At 55.0% G+C, this 21842-nt stretch carries 16 protein-coding genes, 1 pseudogene and 1 riboswitch; of the genes and pseudogenes, 12 read left to right on the top strand and 5 right to left on the bottom strand.

Annotated elements, in window-relative coordinates; all coding sequences use genetic code 11:
* The first annotated feature begins 65 nt into the window (after nucleotides 1-65).
* Nucleotides 66-2582, top strand: coding sequence for an S-layer homology domain-containing protein (locus N0M98_RS05955; RefSeq protein WP_259617230.1), 2517 nt, complete (start codon nucleotides 66-68; stop codon nucleotides 2580-2582).
* Between the two features lie 309 nt (nucleotides 2583-2891).
* Complete coding sequence (locus N0M98_RS05950; RefSeq protein WP_259617229.1) at nucleotides 2892-3749, top strand: class II fructose-bisphosphate aldolase; 858 nt, start codon at nucleotides 2892-2894, stop codon at nucleotides 3747-3749.
* Nucleotides 3750-3893: 144 nt separating this feature from the next.
* On the opposite strand, the gene N0M98_RS05945 is transcribed toward N0M98_RS05950, so the two are convergent.
* Both N0M98_RS05945 and N0M98_RS05940 read right to left on the bottom strand, forming a co-directional pair.
* Entirely contained in the window at nucleotides 3894-5852 is a 1959-nt protein-coding gene (locus N0M98_RS05945; protein ID WP_259617228.1) for an FUSC family protein, read from the bottom strand.
* Nucleotides 5853-6070: 218 nt separating this feature from the next.
* Entirely contained in the window at nucleotides 6071-7138 is a 1068-nt protein-coding gene (locus tag N0M98_RS05940) for an LLM class flavin-dependent oxidoreductase (RefSeq protein ID WP_249860405.1), read from the bottom strand.
* A gap of 158 nt (nucleotides 7139-7296) precedes the next feature.
* Between N0M98_RS05940 and N0M98_RS05935 the strand changes: the two genes are divergently transcribed.
* Both N0M98_RS05935 and N0M98_RS05930 read left to right on the top strand, forming a co-directional pair.
* Nucleotides 7297-7665: a DUF4180 domain-containing protein gene (locus tag N0M98_RS05935; protein WP_249860406.1), complete on the top strand. Its 369-nt coding sequence runs from the start codon at nucleotides 7297-7299 to the stop codon at nucleotides 7663-7665.
* 62 nt (nucleotides 7666-7727) lie between these two features.
* Complete coding sequence (locus tag N0M98_RS05930; protein WP_249860407.1) at nucleotides 7728-8066, top strand: MGMT family protein; 339 nt, start codon at nucleotides 7728-7730, stop codon at nucleotides 8064-8066.
* A 109-nt stretch (nucleotides 8067-8175) separates the two neighbouring features.
* Here N0M98_RS05930 and N0M98_RS05925 read toward each other — a convergent pair whose 3' ends face one another.
* Nucleotides 8176-9048 (bottom strand): SDR family oxidoreductase, encoded by an 873-nt coding sequence (locus N0M98_RS05925; RefSeq protein ID WP_259617227.1) that lies wholly within the window; start codon nucleotides 9046-9048, stop codon nucleotides 8176-8178.
* Nucleotides 9049-9123: 75 nt separating this feature from the next.
* The gene (locus tag N0M98_RS05920) at nucleotides 9124-9696 is read right to left on the bottom strand and encodes a TetR/AcrR family transcriptional regulator (RefSeq protein WP_259617226.1); all 573 of its coding nucleotides are present in this window, start codon (nucleotides 9694-9696) and stop codon (nucleotides 9124-9126) included.
* A 261-nt stretch (nucleotides 9697-9957) separates the two neighbouring features.
* Between N0M98_RS05920 and N0M98_RS05915 the strand changes: the two genes are divergently transcribed.
* From N0M98_RS05915 to N0M98_RS05900, 4 genes are all read left to right on the top strand, one after another.
* On the top strand, nucleotides 9958-12063 hold the full coding sequence (locus N0M98_RS05915; protein ID WP_259617261.1) for a multicopper oxidase domain-containing protein: 2106 nt from the start codon (nucleotides 9958-9960) through the stop codon (nucleotides 12061-12063).
* Nucleotides 12064-12223: 160 nt separating this feature from the next.
* A riboswitch (purine riboswitch) is annotated at nucleotides 12224-12327 on the top strand.
* A gap of 167 nt (nucleotides 12328-12494) precedes the next feature.
* Nucleotides 12495-13109 (top strand): xanthine phosphoribosyltransferase, encoded by a 615-nt coding sequence (locus N0M98_RS05910; protein WP_249860410.1) that lies wholly within the window; start codon nucleotides 12495-12497, stop codon nucleotides 13107-13109.
* Nucleotides 13099-14391: a nucleobase:cation symporter-2 family protein gene (locus N0M98_RS05905; RefSeq protein ID WP_259617225.1), complete on the top strand. Its 1293-nt coding sequence runs from the start codon at nucleotides 13099-13101 to the stop codon at nucleotides 14389-14391. The genes N0M98_RS05910 and N0M98_RS05905 overlap by 11 nt, the downstream gene beginning before the upstream one ends.
* A 189-nt stretch (nucleotides 14392-14580) precedes the next feature.
* On the top strand, nucleotides 14581-14859 hold the full coding sequence (locus tag N0M98_RS05900; protein ID WP_259617224.1) for a hypothetical protein: 279 nt from the start codon (nucleotides 14581-14583) through the stop codon (nucleotides 14857-14859).
* Between the two features lie 126 nt (nucleotides 14860-14985).
* Here N0M98_RS05900 and N0M98_RS05895 read toward each other — a convergent pair.
* A pseudogene (locus N0M98_RS05895) lies at nucleotides 14986-15189 on the bottom strand (iron chelate uptake ABC transporter family permease subunit); the annotation flags it as partial.
* A 121-nt stretch (nucleotides 15190-15310) separates the two neighbouring features.
* Here N0M98_RS05895 and N0M98_RS05890 point away from each other — a divergent pair.
* From N0M98_RS05890 to N0M98_RS05875, 4 genes are all read left to right on the top strand, one after another.
* Nucleotides 15311-15487, top strand: a complete 177-nt coding sequence (locus N0M98_RS05890; RefSeq protein ID WP_259617223.1) for a hypothetical protein — start codon at nucleotides 15311-15313, stop codon at nucleotides 15485-15487.
* A 159-nt stretch (nucleotides 15488-15646) separates the two neighbouring features.
* Nucleotides 15647-17083 (top strand): stalk domain-containing protein, encoded by a 1437-nt coding sequence (locus N0M98_RS05885; RefSeq protein ID WP_259617222.1) that lies wholly within the window; start codon nucleotides 15647-15649, stop codon nucleotides 17081-17083.
* Between the two features lie 200 nt (nucleotides 17084-17283).
* Entirely contained in the window at nucleotides 17284-20391 is a 3108-nt protein-coding gene (locus tag N0M98_RS05880; protein WP_259617221.1) for a sensor histidine kinase, read from the top strand.
* The gene (locus N0M98_RS05875) at nucleotides 20388-21527 is read left to right on the top strand and encodes a response regulator (RefSeq protein ID WP_249860415.1); all 1140 of its coding nucleotides are present in this window, start codon (nucleotides 20388-20390) and stop codon (nucleotides 21525-21527) included. The genes N0M98_RS05880 and N0M98_RS05875 overlap by 4 nt, the downstream gene beginning before the upstream one ends.
* Nucleotides 21528-21842 lie beyond the last annotated feature (315 nt).

The following is a 21842-nucleotide window of genomic DNA, read 5'->3' as shown; positions in this document are numbered from 1 at the left end:
CCGGTCTTTTCCTAAGCTGCAGACGGAAATTCCAATCTCGAAAAAGCGGAGGGTGTGCACGAAATATGAAACGATTATCGTCGTTAGTACTGTTGAGCTCTATGGTTCTTTCCTTAGCTCCTGTTGCGTATGCGGACTATGCTGCCGTCGCCTCGGGTTCTGCTCCGGTCTCGGATGAAGGCGCCGTAACGAAGTCGTCAGCCGGTTTCCAAGATACGGCAGGCTTGCCGCAAGACGTAAAAAATAAATTGGACGCCTTAATCCGCGGCGGCGTGCTCGACGGGGTCTCGGACGACGCGTTCGGTGTGGACGATCCTATGAACCGGGCGCAATTCGCCAAGGTTGCGGCCATCATTTTCTCGTTACCTGTGGATAAAACGCTTACTCAATCAACGTTTGCCGATGTGAATGCGGATGATCCGGCCAACGGCTACGCGCTGCCTTACATCGAAGCGCTGAGAACGGCAGGCCTTACGAACGGCGTCGATGCCGAAGGGAAGCAGTATGAACCGGCGGGCCCCGTGACGAAGCAGGAGCTGGCCGCGTTCCTGATTCGCGGGCTTGGGTGGGAAGCAGCCGCCAAGAAGTCGGCCCCGATCGCCGACGCGACCGTGGACGACTGGGCGAACGGCTATGTCGCGCTGGCGAAGGACAAGAAGCTGATGGACGGCTCCGCGGACGGAGGCTTCGGGGGCGGGCAGCAGGCCAGCCGCCTTATGCTGGCGTTGGCCGCCTACAATGCGAAGCAGGCTGCGCCCGGAGCGGCGGACGGCGGCGGAGACGCTGCGGACCCCGCGCTGCCTCCCGGTATCCCGGTGGCGCCTACAGGCATCGAACTGAACGCGAAGGACCCTAATCTGAGCGCAGGGGATACCTACTATGACGCTGAAGGGAGAATTACGACGACAGGCCAGCAGCCGGTCATTTCCTTGAAAGTAACGGGGCCGAACCGTTACGAGTTTACGCCGAGCCAGATCGAAACGCTGTACAGCAGCGGGTTCATCGATGTTGCGGCCGCGGGCGGAATTATGCTCGATACCCCGGCCATCGGGCAGAGCGACAATGGGCTCGGCAAAATTGTCGTCAAGGAAGTGAAGGCGGCAGGAGATGCTACCATCGCCGTCAAGCTGCCTTACTCTTCGGAGGATAATGCCGTCGTCAGCCAAACGTTCCAGGTATCGTCTATGCGCGTTCCGGCAAGCATCGAAGTCAGCTCGAAGGATATGGCCATGCTGGTCGAGAACGAGCAGCCGCTCGGCTTCACCTTCACGGTTAAGGATCAGTACGGCAAAGTGTTTAAAGCGCCGTCTTCGCAGGATACCGGCCATTACGTCATCAAGTATGCGCTGGAGCGGCTGTCCGGCGGCCCCAGTCTGCAAAGCGCAGGGGGGATTTTCGATACGCCGTGGGACGAAGGGCAGGCTGCCTCCGGAACGGAAGGGCGTTTGCATACTTGGGAGCTCCCCATCGGGAAAAGCGGGGATTTCTATAAATTTATGATCAAATCCAACCATACGCCGGTAGATCCGGAAGGCTCCAATTATAAGGTTTCCGCCGTCGTTGTCAATCAAGATACGGGGCAGGAAATCGCTTCGGCAGCGGCCAATCTGGATGTGTACAATTGGAATGACCATGATGCGGTGATGAAATACGAGGTGGATATGCTGTCAACGCATTTTGCCGCGGGCAAGTATTTGTCCGAACAAAAGCTTATCGCAAGCCCGACGGATATTGACGCGGTAAATGCCGGCTATCCGTACTACGGCAAAGAAGTCAACATTATCGCCACCGACGATAAAAAGCGCAGAGTCGATATTACGAAAGTGCTCAAAGACGACGCCGGCAAACCGGTCTCCGTCGTGCAAGGAATCGCCGCTACGCAAGACGGCGTGCTGATGGGCGCCCCAGGCGTAAACTCCAACGGCATCCCCGTGTATAGAGCGTACGGCGTCGAGCCGTCGTCCGATCTGTTCGACGTCAATGTCACGTTCCATACGCCGAGCGGCGAGAAAACGTTGAAGAAGCAGCAGGTCGAAGCGGTTTATGAGGAGCCGGTAGCCAAAGCGGTAGCGATCAAAAACCCGACGATGAATTTCAATCTGAGCACCGTTTACAAAATCCGCAAGCTGGACGGAACGGTCGAAGAAATCAAAGGCGCGGATTATTTGGCCGGCAGCCCGACGATTTGGGAATTCCTCAGGTTCTGCGACTTTAACGGCCAGGATCAGAAGGACGAGAGCAATTTCTTCAAGTACTTTATTCAAACGACGGACCAATTCGGGCATAAATACCAAAATACGAGCGACAATAAAATTACCGATTTTACCAAGGTCAATAGCGCGTTTAAAATCAAAGCGGTCATCGACACGGACAATAAATATCCGCCCAAATGGAGCGTTATGGATGAAGCGGACAAGGATAAAATTTGGATCGACGAGCAGATGCGTCTTCATTATGAGCCGCACGCCAAGCTGGCAGACGGCGCCTTCGATTATTCGAAGCGGAACCTGCAAAGCTTCGGCATCGAGCTGATTACGCCATCCGACCAGCGCACTTGGTGCAACGTGACGTTAAACGATTGATAGCGGGCCGTTATTGAAACAAGCAGTCATCGCCGAGCCCGGCGGTGGCTGTTTTTGCATGGGAAACCGATTCCTGCGATGTCCGGCATAGGTTTTATATATGAAACCGCTTTATGGCGTTTTTTTCACGGCCTGCCGGATTATTGCCAGTGAAAATGCAGGGCGAATACGGGAAAATGAACCGCCGCTCCGGCGGTTAACCGGCTGCAAATTCGGTCATTATAATGAAACAAAGGTTGCACAACCCGTGTTTGGAGAGTAAAGTATTAAGAAGAAGTAATACATTATGTAAAAGGTGGTTAATCCTCTATGGCATTGGTATCAATGAAAGAAATGTTAAACAAAGCTTTGCAAGAAGGTTATGCGGTTGGTCAGTTCAACATCAATAACTTGGAATGGACGCAAGCCATTCTGGCCGCTGCTCAAGAAGAGCAATCGCCGGTTATCCTTGGTGTTTCCGAGGGCGCCGCTCGCTATATGGGAGGATTCACCGTCGTTACCGCTATTGTAAAAGCTCTTGTAGAAGAGATGAAAGTTACGGTTCCGGTAGCTATCCATCTGGATCATGGCTCCAGCGTGGAAAAATGTAAAGCGGCTATCGACGCAGGCTTCACTTCCGTTATGATCGACGCTTCGCATGATCCGTTCGATATCAACGTGAAAACGACGAAAGCAGTGGTTGAATACGCTCATGCGCGCGGCGTTTCGGTCGAAGCCGAGCTGGGTACGGTCGGCGGACAAGAAGACGACGTAGTGGCAAACGGCGTTATTTACGCAGATCCTAGCGAGTGTGTCGAGCTGGTAAAACAAACGGGAATCGACTGTCTGGCTCCAGCTTTGGGTTCCGTTCACGGTCCTTACAAAGGCGAACCGAACCTTGGCTTCAAGGAAATGGAAGAAATTTGCAAGCGTACAAGCTTGCCGCTCGTATTGCACGGCGGTACAGGCATTCCTACGGATCAAATCAAGAAATCGATTTCGCTCGGAACGGCAAAAATCAACGTGAACACCGAAAACCAAATCGAGTTTACGAAAGTAGCTCGTCAAATTTTGACGACCGATTTGGAAGTGTTCGATCCTCGTAAATTTTTGGCTCCAGGCCGTGAAGCGATCAAACAAACGGTTATCGGAAAAATGCGCGAATTCGGTTCTTCCAACAAAGCTTAATCCACTTCGGCATAGCTTTTTAAGCTTCAGCTGCGGCTGGACAAGCAGTTCTATGGGAGGTTAGCCGTCCAAGGCTCCTCACCGCTAAGAAGGGCACCCTCACTCGGGGTGCCCTTTTCCATTTGGAAGGATTCCCCATCCCCCTTATGTGGCCCATCCTTTTTGAAGCGCATGCTGCAAATCGCTCATTTCCTTCGTGATATTGGCGAACCCTTCAATCTGAGGGACGGGATTTGCGGAGGGAGGACGTTTTTGCTCGGCGGCGCCGGCCATCGATTCAAAAACAAGCAGCAATTGAGCAAGATTCTTGTCCTCGAGAACCGGGCGGTCCAGTTGTTTAAGACCCGATTCAAGCAAGTACCCGAGCTGCTCAATGGCAAACATAGCAGGCCATAGAAGCTCCAAGGATCTGGCGTCTGATGGAATCTCCCCCAATGCGGTTGTATATACGATTTTCAAATTCGTTATATTGGTCCGCATTTTGCTTCGCTCTATCGAGCGCGCATCGGCAGGCCAGGTCGCTCGTTCACCTGAGAAGAGGGCGAACAGAAGCTGCTGCTCGCTGCGAATGGTTTTGGCTATAAGATGGGGAAGCAGATTTGACGCTTGTCTTGAGCCTATCAATAGAACGCCGACCAAGCCGATGGCTGCTCCGATCACGACATCGACGATTCGCGCCGTTGCAAAATAGGCGAAATCATACAAGGAAGAGGTACTTTCCGCCATCAGCAAGGAGTTGGAGGTGATAAAGAGCGCAGCGATTCCGTAATTGAAAACTATGGCGAACTCCGTCAGTGCCGTAAATATCATTAATGCAATCACGATGATCATCCCTTCGGGCTTAACGGACAGAATAAGGGTTGCGATAACGATTCCCGCGATCGTTCCGATTGAACGCTGGATGGCGCGGTGAAAGGTGGCGACGATAGTCGAACCGGACATCACGGCTGCGCAGGATAAAGGCACCCAATAAGCATGACGAAAGTGGAGGGAACCGGCGATCACGGCAGCGGCGGCGAGGACGACTCCGTATCTTATGGCTGTAAGGAACACGATGGAGTTTTTATCGAAGGCTCCTCCCAGCAGAGTCCGCGCAGACGGCTTGGATAGGAAAATGTCCGGATCAAGCTTGGATGAAGGCTTCGTCAAAATGGCTTCGGTGGAAGTCAACAACTCAAACAGCCGTTGAGCGTCTTCGTCTTCCGGCTTTAGCGGTCGGATTGCGCCGACGGCACGGTCATCATTGCGTTCTAACGAGGCCGCGATCGACCGGGCATAAGCTCCCAGCGACTGCGGAAGTTTATCCGTTCGCTGTTCCCCGCGCTCAAGGATGTACAAAAATATCGTATGAGCTTGATCATTTAACCGTACCAGCCTTTTGAACCGATGGGGGATATACCAAGATAGATGCCCCGCCGATAAAGTATTTCCCGCTGCATTCAGCGTAGAGAGCAATCGTTGCCTCGCTTCGTTGAAACGCTCGGTGCCTGCTGAGTCCATCAGGTCGGCCAATATCGTATACACCCTTCGAACAGCCGCGGTCTCAGGACCGTGAGGCCGCACGAACCAGCCGGTCATGGCCAGCATCCAGGAGAACGCCCCTCCCAGAAAAACAAGCCCCGCGCGCAGAGGAGCTAACTGAGGCGCTTCCGGCATGCCGGACGACATGAGAAATCCCAGCACGAAAAAAATGGCCGAAGGTCCTGCGATTTGAAAAGCGCCGAAGACGAATACGGCTGCCGCTCCGATCAACCCCACGGCCGCGGCAGCGGCTAGCGGGAAGGGGGAGAGCAAAGTCCCGAGTCCAACGGCCAGGGACATCGCGAGAAACGTGAAGAACAGTTTCTTGGCTCGATGGGCATAAGGAACGTTAAAGGTGTACAGATAGGTGAAGCTTCCGATTCCCGCTGTCAGTCCGTATTGCAAATGTCCAAGCAGCAATCCTGCTAAGACCGGACAGCCGGAAGCTATTGCGGCGCAGATGGCTTTTTCCCAAGGGAGAGGGCTTTGGGTAATTGAAAAAGCTTGCTTGACCGTCGCAGCGAATGTGGAGCTGGAACCGGAGCTGGAGCCGGACAGCCGCCTACCTTTCTTATTATTCATACGGAGTTCGCCTTTCCTAAACGATAAAATAATTGGTAAAGGTATTATTCCACGAGGCGTTTTCTTTAAAACTTGAGGGAGGAGCGCTACGGCACAATGTGTGGTGTCCGTCCGCATGGGGAAGCCGGGCAAGCGTTATACGGCAAAAAAATAGCGCGAAGCGCTCCGAAGCCTTTGTTTAGGCTTGCGGAAACGCTCCGCACAAATACTCAGGCACCTTATTCCGAGCTTCGTGCCAGCTCCTTGCGCACGATTGGCGCAACCCGGGTGCCCAGCAGCTCGATGGAGCGCAGCACGTCTTTGTGCGGCATCGTACCGACGTTGACGTGCAGGAAGAAGCGGGTTACCCCCAGATTTTTGCGCAGCAATACGATTTTCTCCGCCACGTACTCGGGATCGCCGACGTACAGAGCGCCGCGCAGGCTGCGTGCGGCGTCGAAGGTAGAGCGGCTGTACGGCTGCCCCCAGCCCCGCTCGCGCCCGATGACGTTCATCTGCGCCTGTGTCGGAGGGAAGAAGAGGTCGGCGGCCTGCTCGCTCGTATCCCCCACGAAGCCGTGCGAATGCGTGGCGATCTGCAGCTTGGCCGGATCGTGGCCGGCGCGCGCGGCCGCTTCCTTATACAGGGCGACCAGCGGCGCGAAGCTCTGCGGCACGCCCCCGATAATGGCGAAGGCGATCGGAAGCCCCAGCATGCCCGCCCTGACCGCGGACTGCGGATTGCCGCCGCTGGCGATCCATACGGGCAGCGGGTCTTGGACGGAGCGAGGGTACACGCCGAGATTGCGGATAGCCGGGCGATGGCCGCCTCGCCATGTGACCTTCTCCGAAGCGCGGATTGCGAGCAGCAGCTCCAGCTTTTCCTCGAACAGCTCGTCGTAATCGTCGAGACTGTAGCCGAAGAGCGGGAACGATTCGATGAACGAGCCGCGGCCCGCCATAATCTCCGCCCGGCCGTTCGATATGCCGTCGAGCGTCGAGAACGATTGGTACACGCGGACAGGGTCGTCCGACGATAAGACCGTAACCGCGCTCGTCAGTCGGATGTTCTTGGTCATGGCCGCCGCAGCGGCGAGCACGACCGCGGGCGAACTGCCCGCATAATCGGGACGGTGATGCTCTCCGATGCCGTAGACGTCGAGCCCGACCTGGTCGGCCAAGACAATTTCCTCCACCGCATGGCGCAGCCGCTCCGCTTGGCTGATCACCTCTCCTGTCACCGGGTCCGGTGTCGTCTCCAAAAATGTGCTAATGCCAATTTCCATATGGTTTGCCGAATCGGCCATTGGATTTCGCCTCCTTGTCGTACTTCTAGTTTACTCATTTTTCGGGCGTATAGGAAATGCCGGCGCCGGCATGTTTTTTTCGCGTGCGGGACGTTTATGTTAAAATAGAGCAAACGCTCAATTTTACAAAAAATTGAAACGAGAGAGGGGGGGCAAAAATGGACATTCGCGTCGATCGGCAAGGCGATTCGAAGGTCGCTGTCGTCATAAGCAAGGACGTGCTTATCAAGGACACGCAAGATGCCCTGGATCTGATGTCTACAGTGAGTTATACGGAGCAGTGCGACAAGATGGTCATCGAGAAAGGCTGCATCACGGAGACGTTCTTCGACTTAAGCACCAAACTGGCCGGAGAGATTTTGCAAAAGTATACGCAGTACCAATTCAAAATTGCGATAATCGGGGATTTTTCCGGTTACAAGAGCAAGAGCCTCAAAGATTTTATTTATGAGTGCAACCAAGGCAAGCAGGTGTTTTTTCTGCCGGATGAAGCGGCCGGTTTGCAGGCTCTGCACCGCTTGCCGTAACAATTGCGCCGGGAAGCGGCGCGATGGACTGCGGTATGTCGAGACAATGAGGAGGCGCGGCGATGCAGCCCTTTACGAAGAGAGTTATTGAGATTATTCAGGCGATTCCTGAAGGGTACGTGATGACCTACGGGCAAATTGCGGAGCTGGCGGGAAGCCGCCGAGGGGCCAGACAAGTCGTGCGGATACTGCATTCGCTTAGCCAAGCCCATAGGCTGCCGTGGCACCGGGTCGTCAACGCCAAAGGGGAGATCGCCATTCAAGATGAAGAGGGCCGGTTTCTGCAGACGCTGCACCTGAGCGGTGAAGGGGTTCCGGTGAACGGGGAAGGGAAGATTGATCTGGAGGCGTACCGCTATGTGCCGAAGCAGGGGCCGGGAGCGGCAGCTTGGCCTGATTGACGGCTTGCGGAACTTCGGAATACGGTAGCTATAACGCGGGAGGTGAATGGCAGACGTCGGCCGCCGCCCCGTATGAAGCCGGAGCAGCGGCTGCTGTCTTCGCGCCGATTTATTTGAGTAGCTGCTTCCAGCCGTCCGAAGCGGCTCCTGCATGTTCAGTGTCCGTGGATAAAGTCAGCTCCTTCTCGGCTTCCAATTGCTCCAGACGCTTCGGCAAAATTTGCTGCAATAACGTATAGGCGTCGCTGCCGAGCGTAAGCCGCAGCGGGGCATCGTCGCGAAGCGTCAGGCCGGCGATCACGCGGGCCATCTTGTCCGGATCTCCGGAAGGGACGAGCTCCTCTCGCATTTGGCGTATTTGGGCGATAGGAGTGCCTTCGTAAGCGGCGAGGATGTCGCCGTGATCCATGCTCCGGCCCGCCCAATCGGTGCGGATACCGCCCGGCTCGACGATCGTCACTCTGATGCCGAAGGCGGCGACTTCTCCCGCCAGGCTTTCGCAGAAGCCTTCGATTCCCCATTTGGTGGCGTGATAGATGCTCAGACCCGGGGTGGCCAGCTGCCCGCCGACGCTGGAAATTTGAATGATGTGCCCCGATCTTTGCTCGCGCATCCGAGGCAAAACTTCCTTGGTCATCAGGATCGAGCCGGTCAAGTTCGTCTCCAGCTGTCTGCGTATTTGCTCCTCCGTAATTTCCTCGACGGCTCCGAACAGGCCGTAGCCTGCGTTATTGACGAGAACGTCGATTCTCCCGAAGGCGCGGTAGGCTTCCTGAACGCACGAGCGGATAGCCGCGGCGTCGGTGACGTCCATCGTGACGACTTTGACGCGGTCCGGAGCCAGCTCCGTCAGCTCTCGGCCAGCCCCTTGATTGCGTACCGTAGCGACCAGCATATCGCCCCGGGCGATGACGGTTTCGGCCAAGCTGCGCCCCAAACCGGTAGAAGTACCTGTAATTAACCATACTTTTTGTGCAGACATAGATAAAAGCTCCTCTCCGAGTTAAAATTAATGAATGAATGAATGTTCGTTTATTTATGGATAAAAAACAAGTTGTTATGCTTTGATAGCATCCCAACTCATTTGAATCACCGTAGACATCTTGCTGCGGTCGAAAGGAAAGGTTCCGTTGTAGTGGTCTTTGGCCAGCTGCGCCAGCGGGAACATGGCGTAAGTAATGAGCAGCCGCGTATCCTCTTGTTTAAACAGTCCCTGCCGCTTTCCTTGCTCGAACAGCTCATAAATCGGGTTAAACAACGACCCGCTCTCCTCCAGACAAAGATTTTGCAGAAGCGGAGAGTTGGTGAACTGCTCGATGAATAGAAATTCATCCTTGTTGTTCAAAATAAACTCCAAATAGTTCCGCACGACAAGCTCAAAGCCTTCCTGAACGGGAGCGGTGTCGGCAAAGCCCTGAAACATCCGGCGGCTCATCTGCTGCTTCACATTCAAGTACAGCTTGCCGAGCATATCCTCTTTGTTCTGAAAATAAACGTAGATGGTCGCCGCCGATACGCCGGCTCGCTTGGCGATCTTGGACATGGAGGTTTCGGCGAAGCCGATCTCGTTCAGAAGCTGAATCGTAGCTTCGAAAATTGCTTCGGTTTTGTTATCGTCTTTTAGTCTCATGCGTTTATATTAAACGATCATTCGTTTATTGTCAAACAAAAAGAATGCCCGTCCCTCATGATGAAACGGCGTCTTCCCGCGGCGCAGGAAGTCTGATGGTTCGATTCCGCCGTACCAAAGACTGGAGCTCATCCTCGCCTTAAGTCCAGGTTGGGCTCCAACCTGGGGTGGTTTTGGCGCTTTCCGTATACAGTTACAATAATGACAGGAATAGATGAACGTAAGCGTTGGCATAAGAAAGGGGATTTATCTTTGAATACGATGATTATGCAGGCGGAGCCGGGGGGCCTGCTCATAGTACTGCTCTTAAGCTGGATAGCCGCAAGCAAAGCGTACCGTCTCGTATACGGCGCCACCGGACTTGAGCTGCACCGCAAGGCAGGCGGGCTCATGATATGGGCCGCCGTTATTGTGCTTGCCGCCTCCGGCGTTCTGGCGGCCGTCGGCTGGGCTATGCAGACGATGCTGCCGGAATTTTGGCAGGACCGGGTGTATCTGCATGCGCCGTTAATCGGCATACCGGCGCTGTCGATTCTTTTCATCGCTCTGCCGATGCTCTGGCGCGTCCGGAGGCAGGCTAAGCCGGCGCCGGAGGAAGCGCCTCAGCCCGGCTTGCGCGGGCTCGCCGCGGCCCCCGGCATCGTCCTGCCCTTTCAGGCGGCGGCGCTTGGGGCGTTGACCGCGCTTTATATGGCCTTTACGGCGCCGGTCCCGTTCGAGTGGACGGATGCGATTCCGCTGGCCGTATATGTTCTGCTTGTCGCCGCGCTCGCCGTACGCCACGGAAGCCGCTCGCGCAGCGCAAGCCGGGAGGATGCGGAGCTTCGCTTCCGCCCTTGGCTGCATGGGCTGAAGGCGCTGGGCATGACGACTGTCGCGGCGGCGGCCGCAGCGGGGCTGCTCTATCTGGCGATGCTAAACAGTCTGCTGCCCGAGCGCTTCAATATGATGGCCGGGCCCGCCGATTACGGCGGCGGAGGGGCGGCTCCGGCTTGGGCCGCGGCGGGCGGGCACGCCCATTATACCGCTACGTCGGGAAGCGCCGCCTTCGCGGGGACGGTGTCCGTCACCGGGCTTACCGGACCGCGAACCGGCGAGCCCGACCGCAAGTTCACCCTGACCGCGGAGAAAAAGACGGTCAGGCTCAGTTCAGGCCAGACGGTGGAGGCTTGGACCTACAACGGCCAAATTCCCGGCCCGGAGCTGCGGGTGAAGCAAGGGGAGCTCGTTGAAGTTACGCTGGTGAACAAAAATATCGAGCAGGGGGCAACGATCCATTGGCACGGGCTCGATGTTCCGAATGCCGAGGACGGCGTGGCCGGAGTGACGCAGGATGCGGTTATGCCGGGGCAGACGCATACGTACCGGTTTGTCGCGGAGCAAGCGGGCACCTTCTGGTATCATTCGCATCAGCAGTCCAAGGAAGCGGTGCAGAAGGGACTGTTCGGTTCCTTGATCGTCGAGCCGAGTGCGGGCGCCGATCCCAAAGTATATGATTTTACGGTGATGACCCATCGATGGGATCAGACGTTAGCCGTAGGCGCGTCGGATACGGTTGAGCGGGTAAGCGTGCTGCCGGGGACGCCCGTGCGTCTCAGGCTGATCAATACCGACGATTGGACGAGGCAGCGGTTCGTGCTTGCGGGAACGCCGTTCCAGGTCGCTTCTATCGACGGCACCGACCTGTACCGGCCCGGCCTGATGGAGAATGTGCTCCTGACGCTGACGACAGGCGGCCGGTACGATGTCACCTTCACGATGCCGGATCATCCGGTGTTTTTGGACGCGGGGGCCAAAGGAAAGGTCGGGCTGTTCCTGAGCCCGGACGGGCAAGGCGCCGTTCCGGATACGGCGGCAAGCGCCTCTACGATGCCCGTATTCGATCCGTCCGATTACGGCGATAAGGCTGTGACGCCGTTTGATGCGAACAGTCATTTTGACCGGCAGTTCACGATGATTTTGGATAATAAGCTCGGCTTCTACAACGGGCAGTTCGACATGCTGTATACGATGAACGGAGAAGTGTTCCCGAATACGCCCGCATTTATGGTGAGCGAAGGCGATCTGGTGAAGACGACCTTGATCAATCGAAGCGCGGTCGATCACCCGATGCATCTGCACGGCCATCGTATGCTGGTGCTCTCGCATAACGGCAGGCCTGTGAAGGGGACTTGGTGGTCGGATACGCTGGACGTGCGGCCCGGGGATGTCTATGAAGTGGCGTTTCGCGCCGATAACCCCGGCATCTGGATGGATCACTGCCACAATCTCGCTCACGCCGCGTCGGGTATGACGATGCATCTGATGTACGAGAATGTGACGACGCCTTTCCTCACCGGAAGCGGGACGGCGAACCGTCCCGAATAGGCCGGAGACCGGCCGCTGGCCGCGCTGCGGCCGGTGCGTATTCGCCGCTTGGACAGCGCGCGGAGCGAAACTTTCGGAGTCAACGGGCGATAAAGCGCGAATATTGTCGGAATAACGATAATTTCCTCTTGAAACGGTGCTGAAGAGTGTGTACTATACATGTATATAACTTCAAACGACTCGTATAATTTTGGGGATATGGCCCATAAGTTTCTACCGGACGACCACTGCAATTGTCCGACTATGAGTGACAGCGCATCCGGGACTTTCGTTTCTTCCTCTTCGGGAAGAAAGGCGGGTCCGAGCGATGCAGGCACCTTGCCGTGCCACACCATAAGGGATAAAAGCCCGGAGGGACAGGCTTCACTTGAGAGAAACAGCTCAAGGAGCCTGTCCCTTTTTGCATGAGGAAAAGGAGCGGTATACGGACAATGAAATTGCTGGAAGAACGCATTCGCAAGGAAGGGTTGATTCTCTCCGATACGGTGCTGAAGGTCGACTCGTTTTTGAACCATCAAGTGGATACGCAGCTGGCGCTGGAGATCGGGCGCGAGTTTGCGCGGATTTTCGCAGACAAGCCGATCACCAAGGTGCTCACGATTGAAGCGAGCGGCATTCAGTTCGCCATGGCGGCTGGAATCGCGCTGAACGTTCCCTTCGTGTATGCCAAGAAGAAGAAAGCCGTTACGCTCGCCGAGCAGGTGTATTCGGCGCCGGTGCATTCTTTTACCCGCGGAGAAACGTATCAGGTGAGCATTTCGCAGAAGTATTTGGGCCCGGGGGATCAAGTGCTGATCGTGGACGATTTTCTCGCTACCGGCGCAGCGCTGGTCGGACTGGTCGACATCGTGAGGGAAGCGGGGGCTGAGCTGATGGGAGTCGGTTGCGTGATCGAGAAGAGCTTCCAGGAAGGACGCAGCCTGCTGGAACGCCGGGGCGTGCGCGTCCATTCGCTGGCCCGAATCGCTTCGATGGCGCCGGGCGAGGTTCATTTCATCGAGGAAGACAGCGCCGATCGGCTCAAGGAGAATGCGGATGTTAAATAAACGAAAAGTGCTTACGCTGGGCTTCCAGCACGTGCTGGCGATGTATGCGGGCGCGGTGATCGTGCCCCTTATCGTCGGGGGAGCGCTCAAGCTGAGCGATGCCCAGATGGCTTATTTGATCGCAGCGGATTTGTTCACCTGCGGCATCGCGACGATCCTGCAGGTGCTCGGGACCCGATATTTCGGCAGCAGGCTGCCGGTGATCCTGGGCTGTACGTTTACGGCGGTAGGGCCGATCATCGCGGTCGCATCCGCTTCGAATCTGGCTACCGCTTACGGAGCCATCATCATTTCCGGGCTGTTCGTCGTGTTGGCGGCGCCTCTGTACGGCAAGCTGATCCGGTTTTTTCCGACGATCGTCACCGGCTCTGTGGTCACGATTATCGGGCTGTCGCTCATTCCGGTTGCGATGAACAACGCCGCAGGCGGTCAAGGAGCCCCGGACTTCGGCCAGCTTCATAACCTGCTGCTTGCGTTCGGAACGCTGGTCGTCATTCTGCTCGTCAACCGTCTGGCCAAAGGCTTCCTGCGCTCGATCTCGGTGCTCGTCGGTCTGGTCGCCGGAACCGTCGCCGGCTACGCGATGGGCATCGTCCATTTCACTTCGGTATCGCAGGCGTCCTGGGTCAGCATCGCCCAGCCGTTTTACTTCGGGGTTCCGCAAATTAGCATTACCGCGATATTCACGATGATTATCGTCAACATCGTCAGCATGGTCGAGTCGACGGGCGTCTATTTTGCGGTCGGCAAAGCGACGGATCAGAAGGTCGAGCCGAAGCAGATCGTCAGCGGCCTTCGTTCCGAAGGGCTTGCCATTATGCTCGGCGGGATCTTCAATGCATTTCCTTATACCGCATTCTCCCAGAATGTCGGGCTGATCTCGCTGACGAAGGTCAAAACCCGCGACGTGATCTTCGCCGCCGGCGGCATCATGGTCGTTCTCGGCCTGCTGCCCAAGCTGGCGGCGCTAACGACGGTCATTCCGAACGCCGTGCTGGGCGGGGCGATGATCGTTATGTTCGGCTCCGTAGCGGCTTCCGGCATCTCGATCTTGTCCGAGGTCGATCTGCGCAAGGAAAGCAATCTGCTTATCGCCGCTTGCAGCATTGCCGTCGGACTCGGCTCGGCCACGCTGCCGCAAATGTTCGATCAGCTGCCGGACTTCGCCAAAATGCTGCTGCAAAACGGCATCGTATCCGGCTCGCTAACGGCGATTGCGCTGAACCTGATCTTGTCGAGAAGCAAGGACGGGCAGCCGTCAGCGGCCCGTGAGGCGGCTTGAATCGGTTTGTTCTCTATTCCGCGTCTGCCAGGGAGGCGCCGCCGAATCTTAGCTTAGCGGGCGGAGCCTCCGTATGATACAATGATGACGCCGAGCGGAATACGACGAAGTGTGCAATACCGCCGCAGGTCACGGTTTCAGCCGCATGCAAATAGAAGCCAAGCTTATAAGCAGGAAGGGGAGTCACCCATGAGCGAAACGTTTAACGAGCAGGAGCTCTTGCAATTTCTGGCCCAAAAAACGAAGGTCGACGTCAAAGCCATCAAGCTCGTTCTGAAGCACGAGCAAGCCTTTATCGACAAGGCCAAGGCGAACGCCAAAGGCGAGGTCGACATCGATAGCGACGATATCGTCGATTATGTCATGTCCCGTCCCGATGTGAAGCTGGACGAGCTGACCGTCGATACGATTCTTAATCTGGAGATGGATTACTTGATGGAACACGGCATCGTCACGGATGCCGATTAAGGCGCAGCACGAAGAGGCTCATGCCCCCGAATCGTCACGGGCGGCATGAGCCTTTTGTTTGCGGGTCCCGGGGCGGATACGTACCCGTCCCGAGCCCGCTCTTGTGGCTGGCGGACGATGCTTCGTCTACCGGAGCCGCCGCATGCGTTCCCGGCGCAGCAGATAGACGAAGTAAGGAGCGCCGATGACGGCGGTCATGACGCCGACGGGAACCTCGCGCGGGATGATCAGAATGCGGCCGAGGCAGTCGCCCAGCAGCATCAGATCGGCTCCGATCAGAGCCGCAAGCGAAATCAGCCACTGATGCTTGGTCCCGATGATACTGCGGGCCGTGCAGCGACCATTCGCTGTTCTCCGGCAGCACGCGGTAGAAGATGACGGCATATTCGGCTTCTTTGGTTTTGGGCACTTGAACGGTGTGCGGGCCGTAATCCGGACGGCAGGCATAGCCTTGCGTAAAGACGAAGGGTTCCCGGCCGCGGGAAGCGATAGTAACGTGTCCGCGGAGCACGACGATCAGCATATGGGTATCCGGCGGGCTTTCGATGGTTGCGGAGGCGCGGCGGGTTTCGATTCGTTCGAAAACGGGAATGACGGCGACAAGCTGCTGAAAATTCATGGGTCCTAACCCCTTCTGGTAACCTGATAGTATTGATATTGACATAACCGCGAGTCTTATGACAAGCCGAATCTACTGGGAAAGCGGCCGGCTTCAATACTTTTTTCGACACAATCTGTAGAATATTGTAAAATAGTAGCCAAAGGAACAATATGGGGGGGAATTGACATGAAGCTCAGGTATGCCTTGCTGTCCGCTTGCTTGTTATCGGGAGCGCTGCTATTGCCGAAGCCGGGGGAGGCCGCGGCGGCGGACAAGCCGATCCGCGTGTTTCTCGACAACAAACAAATTAAGTTTGAAGTCGACCCGGTGCTGGAGAACGGTACGACGCTGGTTCCGTTCCGGCCGATTTTCGAGAAGCTGGGTCTGGAGGTCGGCTGGGATGAAGAGACGCAGACGGTAACGGGAACGAAGGAGGGGCTGACGATCCGGCTTGTGATCGACGATACGGAGGCTTCGGTGAACGACGTTACGAGCACGCTGGAGCTGGCGCCCCGGCTGGTGGAAGGCAATACGCTGGTGCCGCTAAGATTCGTCAGCGAGGCGAGCGGCAAGGATGTGAACTGGGTTCAAAGCAGCTCAACCGCCTATTTGAAAAGCCGCAAAGGCTCGAGCAGTACCAGCTCCGGTTCGGTCGACGGCGGTCCTTCAAGCACGAGCTCGGGAGGGGTCGGAGGAACGGATTCCCCGAAGACGGAGAAAGGGGATTACGAGTATCCGAACGGCGACAAGTATACGGGGCAGCTGGTCGGCGGCGTACCTGAAGGCAAAGGGAAGGTCGTCGGCGCGGACGGCAGCGTGATCTTCTCCGGAACCTTCTCGAACGGCGAGCGTGTGAACGGTACTTTATATTACGCTAACGGCGACAAGTATACCGGCTCCTTCGCAAGCGACCTGCCGAGCGGCAGCGGCAAACTGGTTTATAAAAACGGCGATGCCTACGAGGGCGACTTCGCGGAGGGCGTCCGGGAAGGCAAAGGAACCTTCACAACCTCGAAGGGGGAGACCGTCGTCGGCGATTTTAAAAACGATATGAAAAACGGCATGATCAATTATTACGATAAGAAGGGCACGCTGCTCTCGGTCAGCGAATATACGAACGATGTGCTGGTAAGCAAAGTCGAAATGACCGACGAAACCAGCGTGCTGCCCAATACGAATCCTTCTTCGCCGACCGATCCGCGCAATAAGGAGAACGAGCGTCACGATCAGGCGGTCAACGACATCAAGGAGCGTTATAATCAAAGCAAGAAGGAACTGGACGATCAGGTTGCTCAGCTCCGCAAGAATAACCCGGGAGCTTACTCCAGCCAGGCCACCTATGATAAAGCTTTGGCTGAGGCGCGGGATAAGGAGACGGAAATTTTAAACAAAATCAACGCTCTCACCTCCAGCAGCTCCAAGGCCGCGGAGACGGCCATGGCCGAGCTGGAGAAGCAGCTGACGGACAATCAGGCGGAGATCGACCGGATTTACGCCAAGGGAGTGGCCCAGCAGCAGCTGGAATCGCTGAAGGAACAGCTCTCCCAACTGAAAGAGGATTACAATGCCGAGCTGAAGAAGGAGAACGACCGGCATACATACGCTATGAAACAATTGAAATAGGTATAAAGTCCCGTAACAACCCGTATTCCTGAGGAATACGGGTTGTTTCTATGGGAATACCGGGATTTTGTGAGAATTTTGGGAGTGTTGTTCGGTACAATGAGGTAAGTATCGCCCTTTTGACGGTTGTGACTTGCTTCTATTTATGAAATGATACAATCACAATCACTACTGCTGTCAGGCAAGGAAGGGAATCGACGTTGAACATTTGGAGTAATCGCAGACTCTTCGGTATTATGCTTCTTTTCACCCTGTCTATTTTAGTATTTATTAGCGTTTATGTCGAATCGATGCCGAATCGGCAAGCGATGCCGGCTAAGAAAGGAGTTCTCGATCTCACCGGATGGGATTTTCAAAGTCAGGGCCGTGTCACTCTTGACGGAGAATGGGAGTTCTACGAAGGCGAGCTGTTGGAGCCGTCCAGCTTTAACGGGAAGGTGCGTCCGGAAGCCGCTTATTTGACCGTGCCGGGTACATGGAGGGGCCAAACGCCCGAAGGAGGAATGAGCCGAAAAGGCTTCGGAACCTATAGGTTAACCGTCAAGCTGGATGATTCGGTAGACATGCTGGGGCTGAAAGTAGCGAGCGTGCGAATGTCGCACCGGTTATATATCGATGGCCGCCTGCTGGGGAGCAGCGGAGTTCCTGCGGCGGAACCGGCTGCGCATCGACCGGCCAATACCCCGTACAGCACTTTTTTTCATACCGAAAATCACGATCTCGAAATCATTATTCAAGCGGCCAACTACGACTATGTAACCGGGGGAATCGTCAATTCCATCCAACTCGGTTTGCCTGCGGATATAGCGCAGCTTGATGCGATTCAGCTTGGCGCCGATATTGCCGTGATCCTTGTTCTCGGTATGTTCGGGGCTTACCATCTCGGCTTTTACTTCCTCGGGAGAAGGGAGAAGACGTATCTGCTCAGCGGCTTGTATCTGCTCTCCCTGCTGCTTTGCCAGCTTCTGTTCGGCGAAAAGCTGCTGCAAAGAACATTCCCGGAGCTCCCGTTCGGCTTTTTTTACAAGCTGCTGGAAATCGGCGAATTTCTCAGCGGAATCTTCAGTACGATGTTTTTCTGCACGATCGATACCCGGTTGATGTCGCCGCGCCAAATGAAATGGATGATAGCTCCGATGGTCGTCTATTTGGCTGCCGTGATTTTGCTCCCTTACGGCGTGATGACGGAAGTGAAATACGTTTTCGTTCTGTACTTGGGGTTTGCAGGTCTCTATATGATCGGGAGAATGGTCTACTTGTACGGGGTTAAGCGTCAAGATTCGCTGGGACGAAGCGAGCTGGCGCTGTTGTTCGGGGCGATCTTCGGATTGATATGTTTTCTGGTAGATGGAATATTGTATTCGGAAAATGTGCTGAAATCCGACATCATGGGCAAGCTGGGCATTATCGGTTTTATTATTTGCATGAATGTGCTGCTGGCGCTTCGCTTCGCTAACGCCTACGAGAAGAGCAAGACGCTGTCCCGGCAAATGACGGCTTTGAATGAACGAAAGGACGAGTTTTTGACGCAAACCTCTCACGAAATCAAAACGCCGCTGCACGGGATCATGAACATTGTATCGCATCTGTTAGAAGAAGAGGGCAGCCCGCTGTCATCCCATCAAAGACAGAATTTGCTGTTGGTTAAGGATATTTCGGTCAAGCTGTCCATGCTGATCCACGACTTGATCGATGTGTCCCGTCTGAAGCACGGGGAGCTCCGGCTGCAGCCCGCCGCGGTCGATATGAAACCTTTGGTGCAAATCGTCTTCGATGTGCTCCGGTTCGAGCTGGCGGGCAAGCAGGTGCAGCTGGACAATCGGGTCGGCGACGATATTTGGGTGCAGGCGGACGAGAACAGGCTGCGCCAAGTTATGTACAATCTGGTGCATAATGCAATGAAGCATACGAGCAAAGGCCGGATTCAAGTCCGTTCGAGGGTTGATGGGGAGAAGATCATTATTTTCGTCGAAGACACGGGCACGGGAATCAGAGCGGAGAAGCTCGAGTCGATATTTCTGGAGCAGCATGATGAGCACCGATTCAGCGACAGCTATTCAGGTATGGGAGTCGGCTTGTACATTAGCCGAAGCCTTATTGAGCGAATGCAAGGGGAAATTTGGGTCGATTGGTCGGAAGAGGGCCGCGGGGCCCGTATTGCCTTTAGCTTGCCCGCTGCGCAGCAGCCCGCGGGTTGTTCCGATGCCGCTCGCGCCGGTATGCTCCGTTATGGCGAGGAGCGGGTAGAACAGCCGCAAGCCGTACAAGATGCGCTGGGGCAGCAGGGGCACACCATTCTGGTGGTCGATGACGAAGCCGCGAATGTCCACATCTTGTTCAACATTCTGAGGCGGCATCATTATAACGTCGTCGTCGCTTTTTCCGCCAAGGAAGCTCTGGAGAAGGTACATAAGCATTCGGCTGTCATCGACCTGATTCTTCTCGACGTCATGATGCCGGAGATTTCCGGTATCGAGCTGTGCCGCATGCTGCGCAAGCAGTATTCCGTACTCGATTTGCCGATTATATTCGCTACGGTCAAAGATTCTCCTCAGGATATCGCTCTCGGGTACAGGGCGGGAGCCAACGATTATATTACCAAGCCCTTTGATGCGCAGACATTAACGGCGAGAATACAGACGCTCATCTCAAGGAAAATTTCTTTGCAGGAAGCCGTCCGCCATGAGCAGGCATTTCATCAGGCGCAAATAAAACCGCATTTTCTGTATAACGCGCTGAGCAGCGTGATCTCGTTTTGCTATACCGACGGAGAAAAAGCGGCTCATCTGTTAACGATGCTCAGCCAATATTTGCGTTATATTCTGGATGCCGGCCGTCCGACCTCTTTTGTACCGCTGCACCGGGAACTGGAGCTGGTTGAAGCTTACGTTGAAATTGAGAAAGCCCGTTTCGGGGAGCGGTTTGACTTTTTTATTGTCGTGGAGGACGGGGTGGAGATGCATAGCGTGCCCTCCCTCTGTATTCAGCCGTTCGTGGAAAACGCCATTCGCCACGGCTTGTTCGAGAAAGAAGAGCATGGAACGGTCCTGCTTCAGATCGAGACGGTCGGCGAAACGATGGTCATTATAATAGAGGATGATGGGGTCGGTATGACAGACCAGCCGGCGGAGCCTGTGAGCGAGACGCGGCATCGGAGGCGGGGTATCGGCATTCCCAATATTCGCAAGAGGTTCGAAGGGATTCCCGGCGCGACGCTCCAAATCAGCTCGGAGCCCGGCAGAGGGACCAAGGTTAGAATGCAGCTGCCTCTAACCGATTTCGGTGAGCTAGAGGGAGCCATATTATGAAGGGAAGAGGGAGAAAGCTGTTTAGTGTCGTTATTGTGGAGGACGAGAAGCCCATATTGGATTTGATGAAGCATATCATCTCTCAGAATGGGTTTTACTCGATTGTCGGAGTCTTTACCAACCCGGCGGAGGCTCTTGCCCAGTGGGAGAGCTTGAGACCGGACGTCGCTTTTCTTGATGTGGAAATTCCGAAAATGAGCGGCTTGGAGCTTGCCGGAAAAATTAACGAAATATCCGATCAAACGGAAATTATCTTTACAACGGCGTATAAACAGTATGCGCTGGATGCGTTTGGAGTGAACGCCTTCGACTATTTATTAAAGCCGGTTACCCCTGCAGCCATCGATAAGGTTGCTCAAAGGCTGGCGAAGAAGAGGGGCTTGCTGCAGACCGGCGAAATGAAGCGTTCCGTATCGATCCAATGCTTCGGAGGGTTCGAGGTTGTCAATGCCGACGGGATTCCCGTTCGCTGGCCTACAAGGAAAACGGAGGAGCTATTCGCCTATTTCCTGTGCCATCCGGGGCAGATTTTAAACAAATGGCATCTGGCCGATCTGCTGTGGGGGGATATGGACGAAGAAAGGGCATCCCATAACTTGCACAATACGATATACCGTTTGAAAAAGATACTACGTGAGCATGAGATTGAAATGGTGATTCAAAAGAAAAATACCGGATACATGCTGCATACGGGAACATATTTGTACGACCTGCTGGAATTCCAGCAGTACGGGGACGGCTGTCTGAAAGAGGGGGAAGCGAATCCGTTGATGGAGCGGTTGTACTCTATGTATAAGGGCCCTCTGTTCGATAAGAAAGGGTACTTCTGGAAGTCGCGAATGGAAGAAGCCTACGGCGAATTATATATCGCTTTTGTGCGGGCATTGGTGAAGCGCGATTTGTCCGCGGGCGATCTCAAGCAGGCAGAGAAGAGGATACAGGCTTGCTTGTACAATTATCCTCTGCATGAGGAAATCAATCAGGAGATGGTGGAGCTTTACCTAAGGCTGGGCAGGACAGACCGAGCCGAGAAGCATTACAAACGTTTTAAAGCGGCTTACATTCAGGAATTGGGGATTGAACCGCCGTATCTGCTGAAGGATCGTCTGGCCGATGCTTGGAATCAAAAGACGTAGATCCCTATGACTACTCGGTTTTTGTCTAAATATAGGACGTTGGAATTATAAAACGGGCTGTTTTTTTGTTAAATTTGACACAAAATGTCGGTTTTTGAGATTTCTTTAAGATTTATTTGTTATAATCAATAAAAGAATAGATCGTAAGTCCTATATGAGCGTCGAACCGGTCTCCAATTGCAGGATGATGGTAAAGCAGGTTAGGGGGATGAGGTCCTTGAGCAATAGTGAGTTTCTTTGGATCATGACAGGCGTTGTTTTGTTTGTCGGTGCCTTGGCAGCCGCTTTGTGGGGCCTTCTGCGGGATTAACGCTC

This window comes from Paenibacillus doosanensis, from assembly GCF_025060755.1.
Classification (GTDB): Bacteria; Bacillota; Bacilli; order Paenibacillales; family NBRC-103111; genus Paenibacillus_S; species Paenibacillus_S doosanensis.
This window is presented reverse-complemented; position numbering and strand designations above follow the sequence as displayed.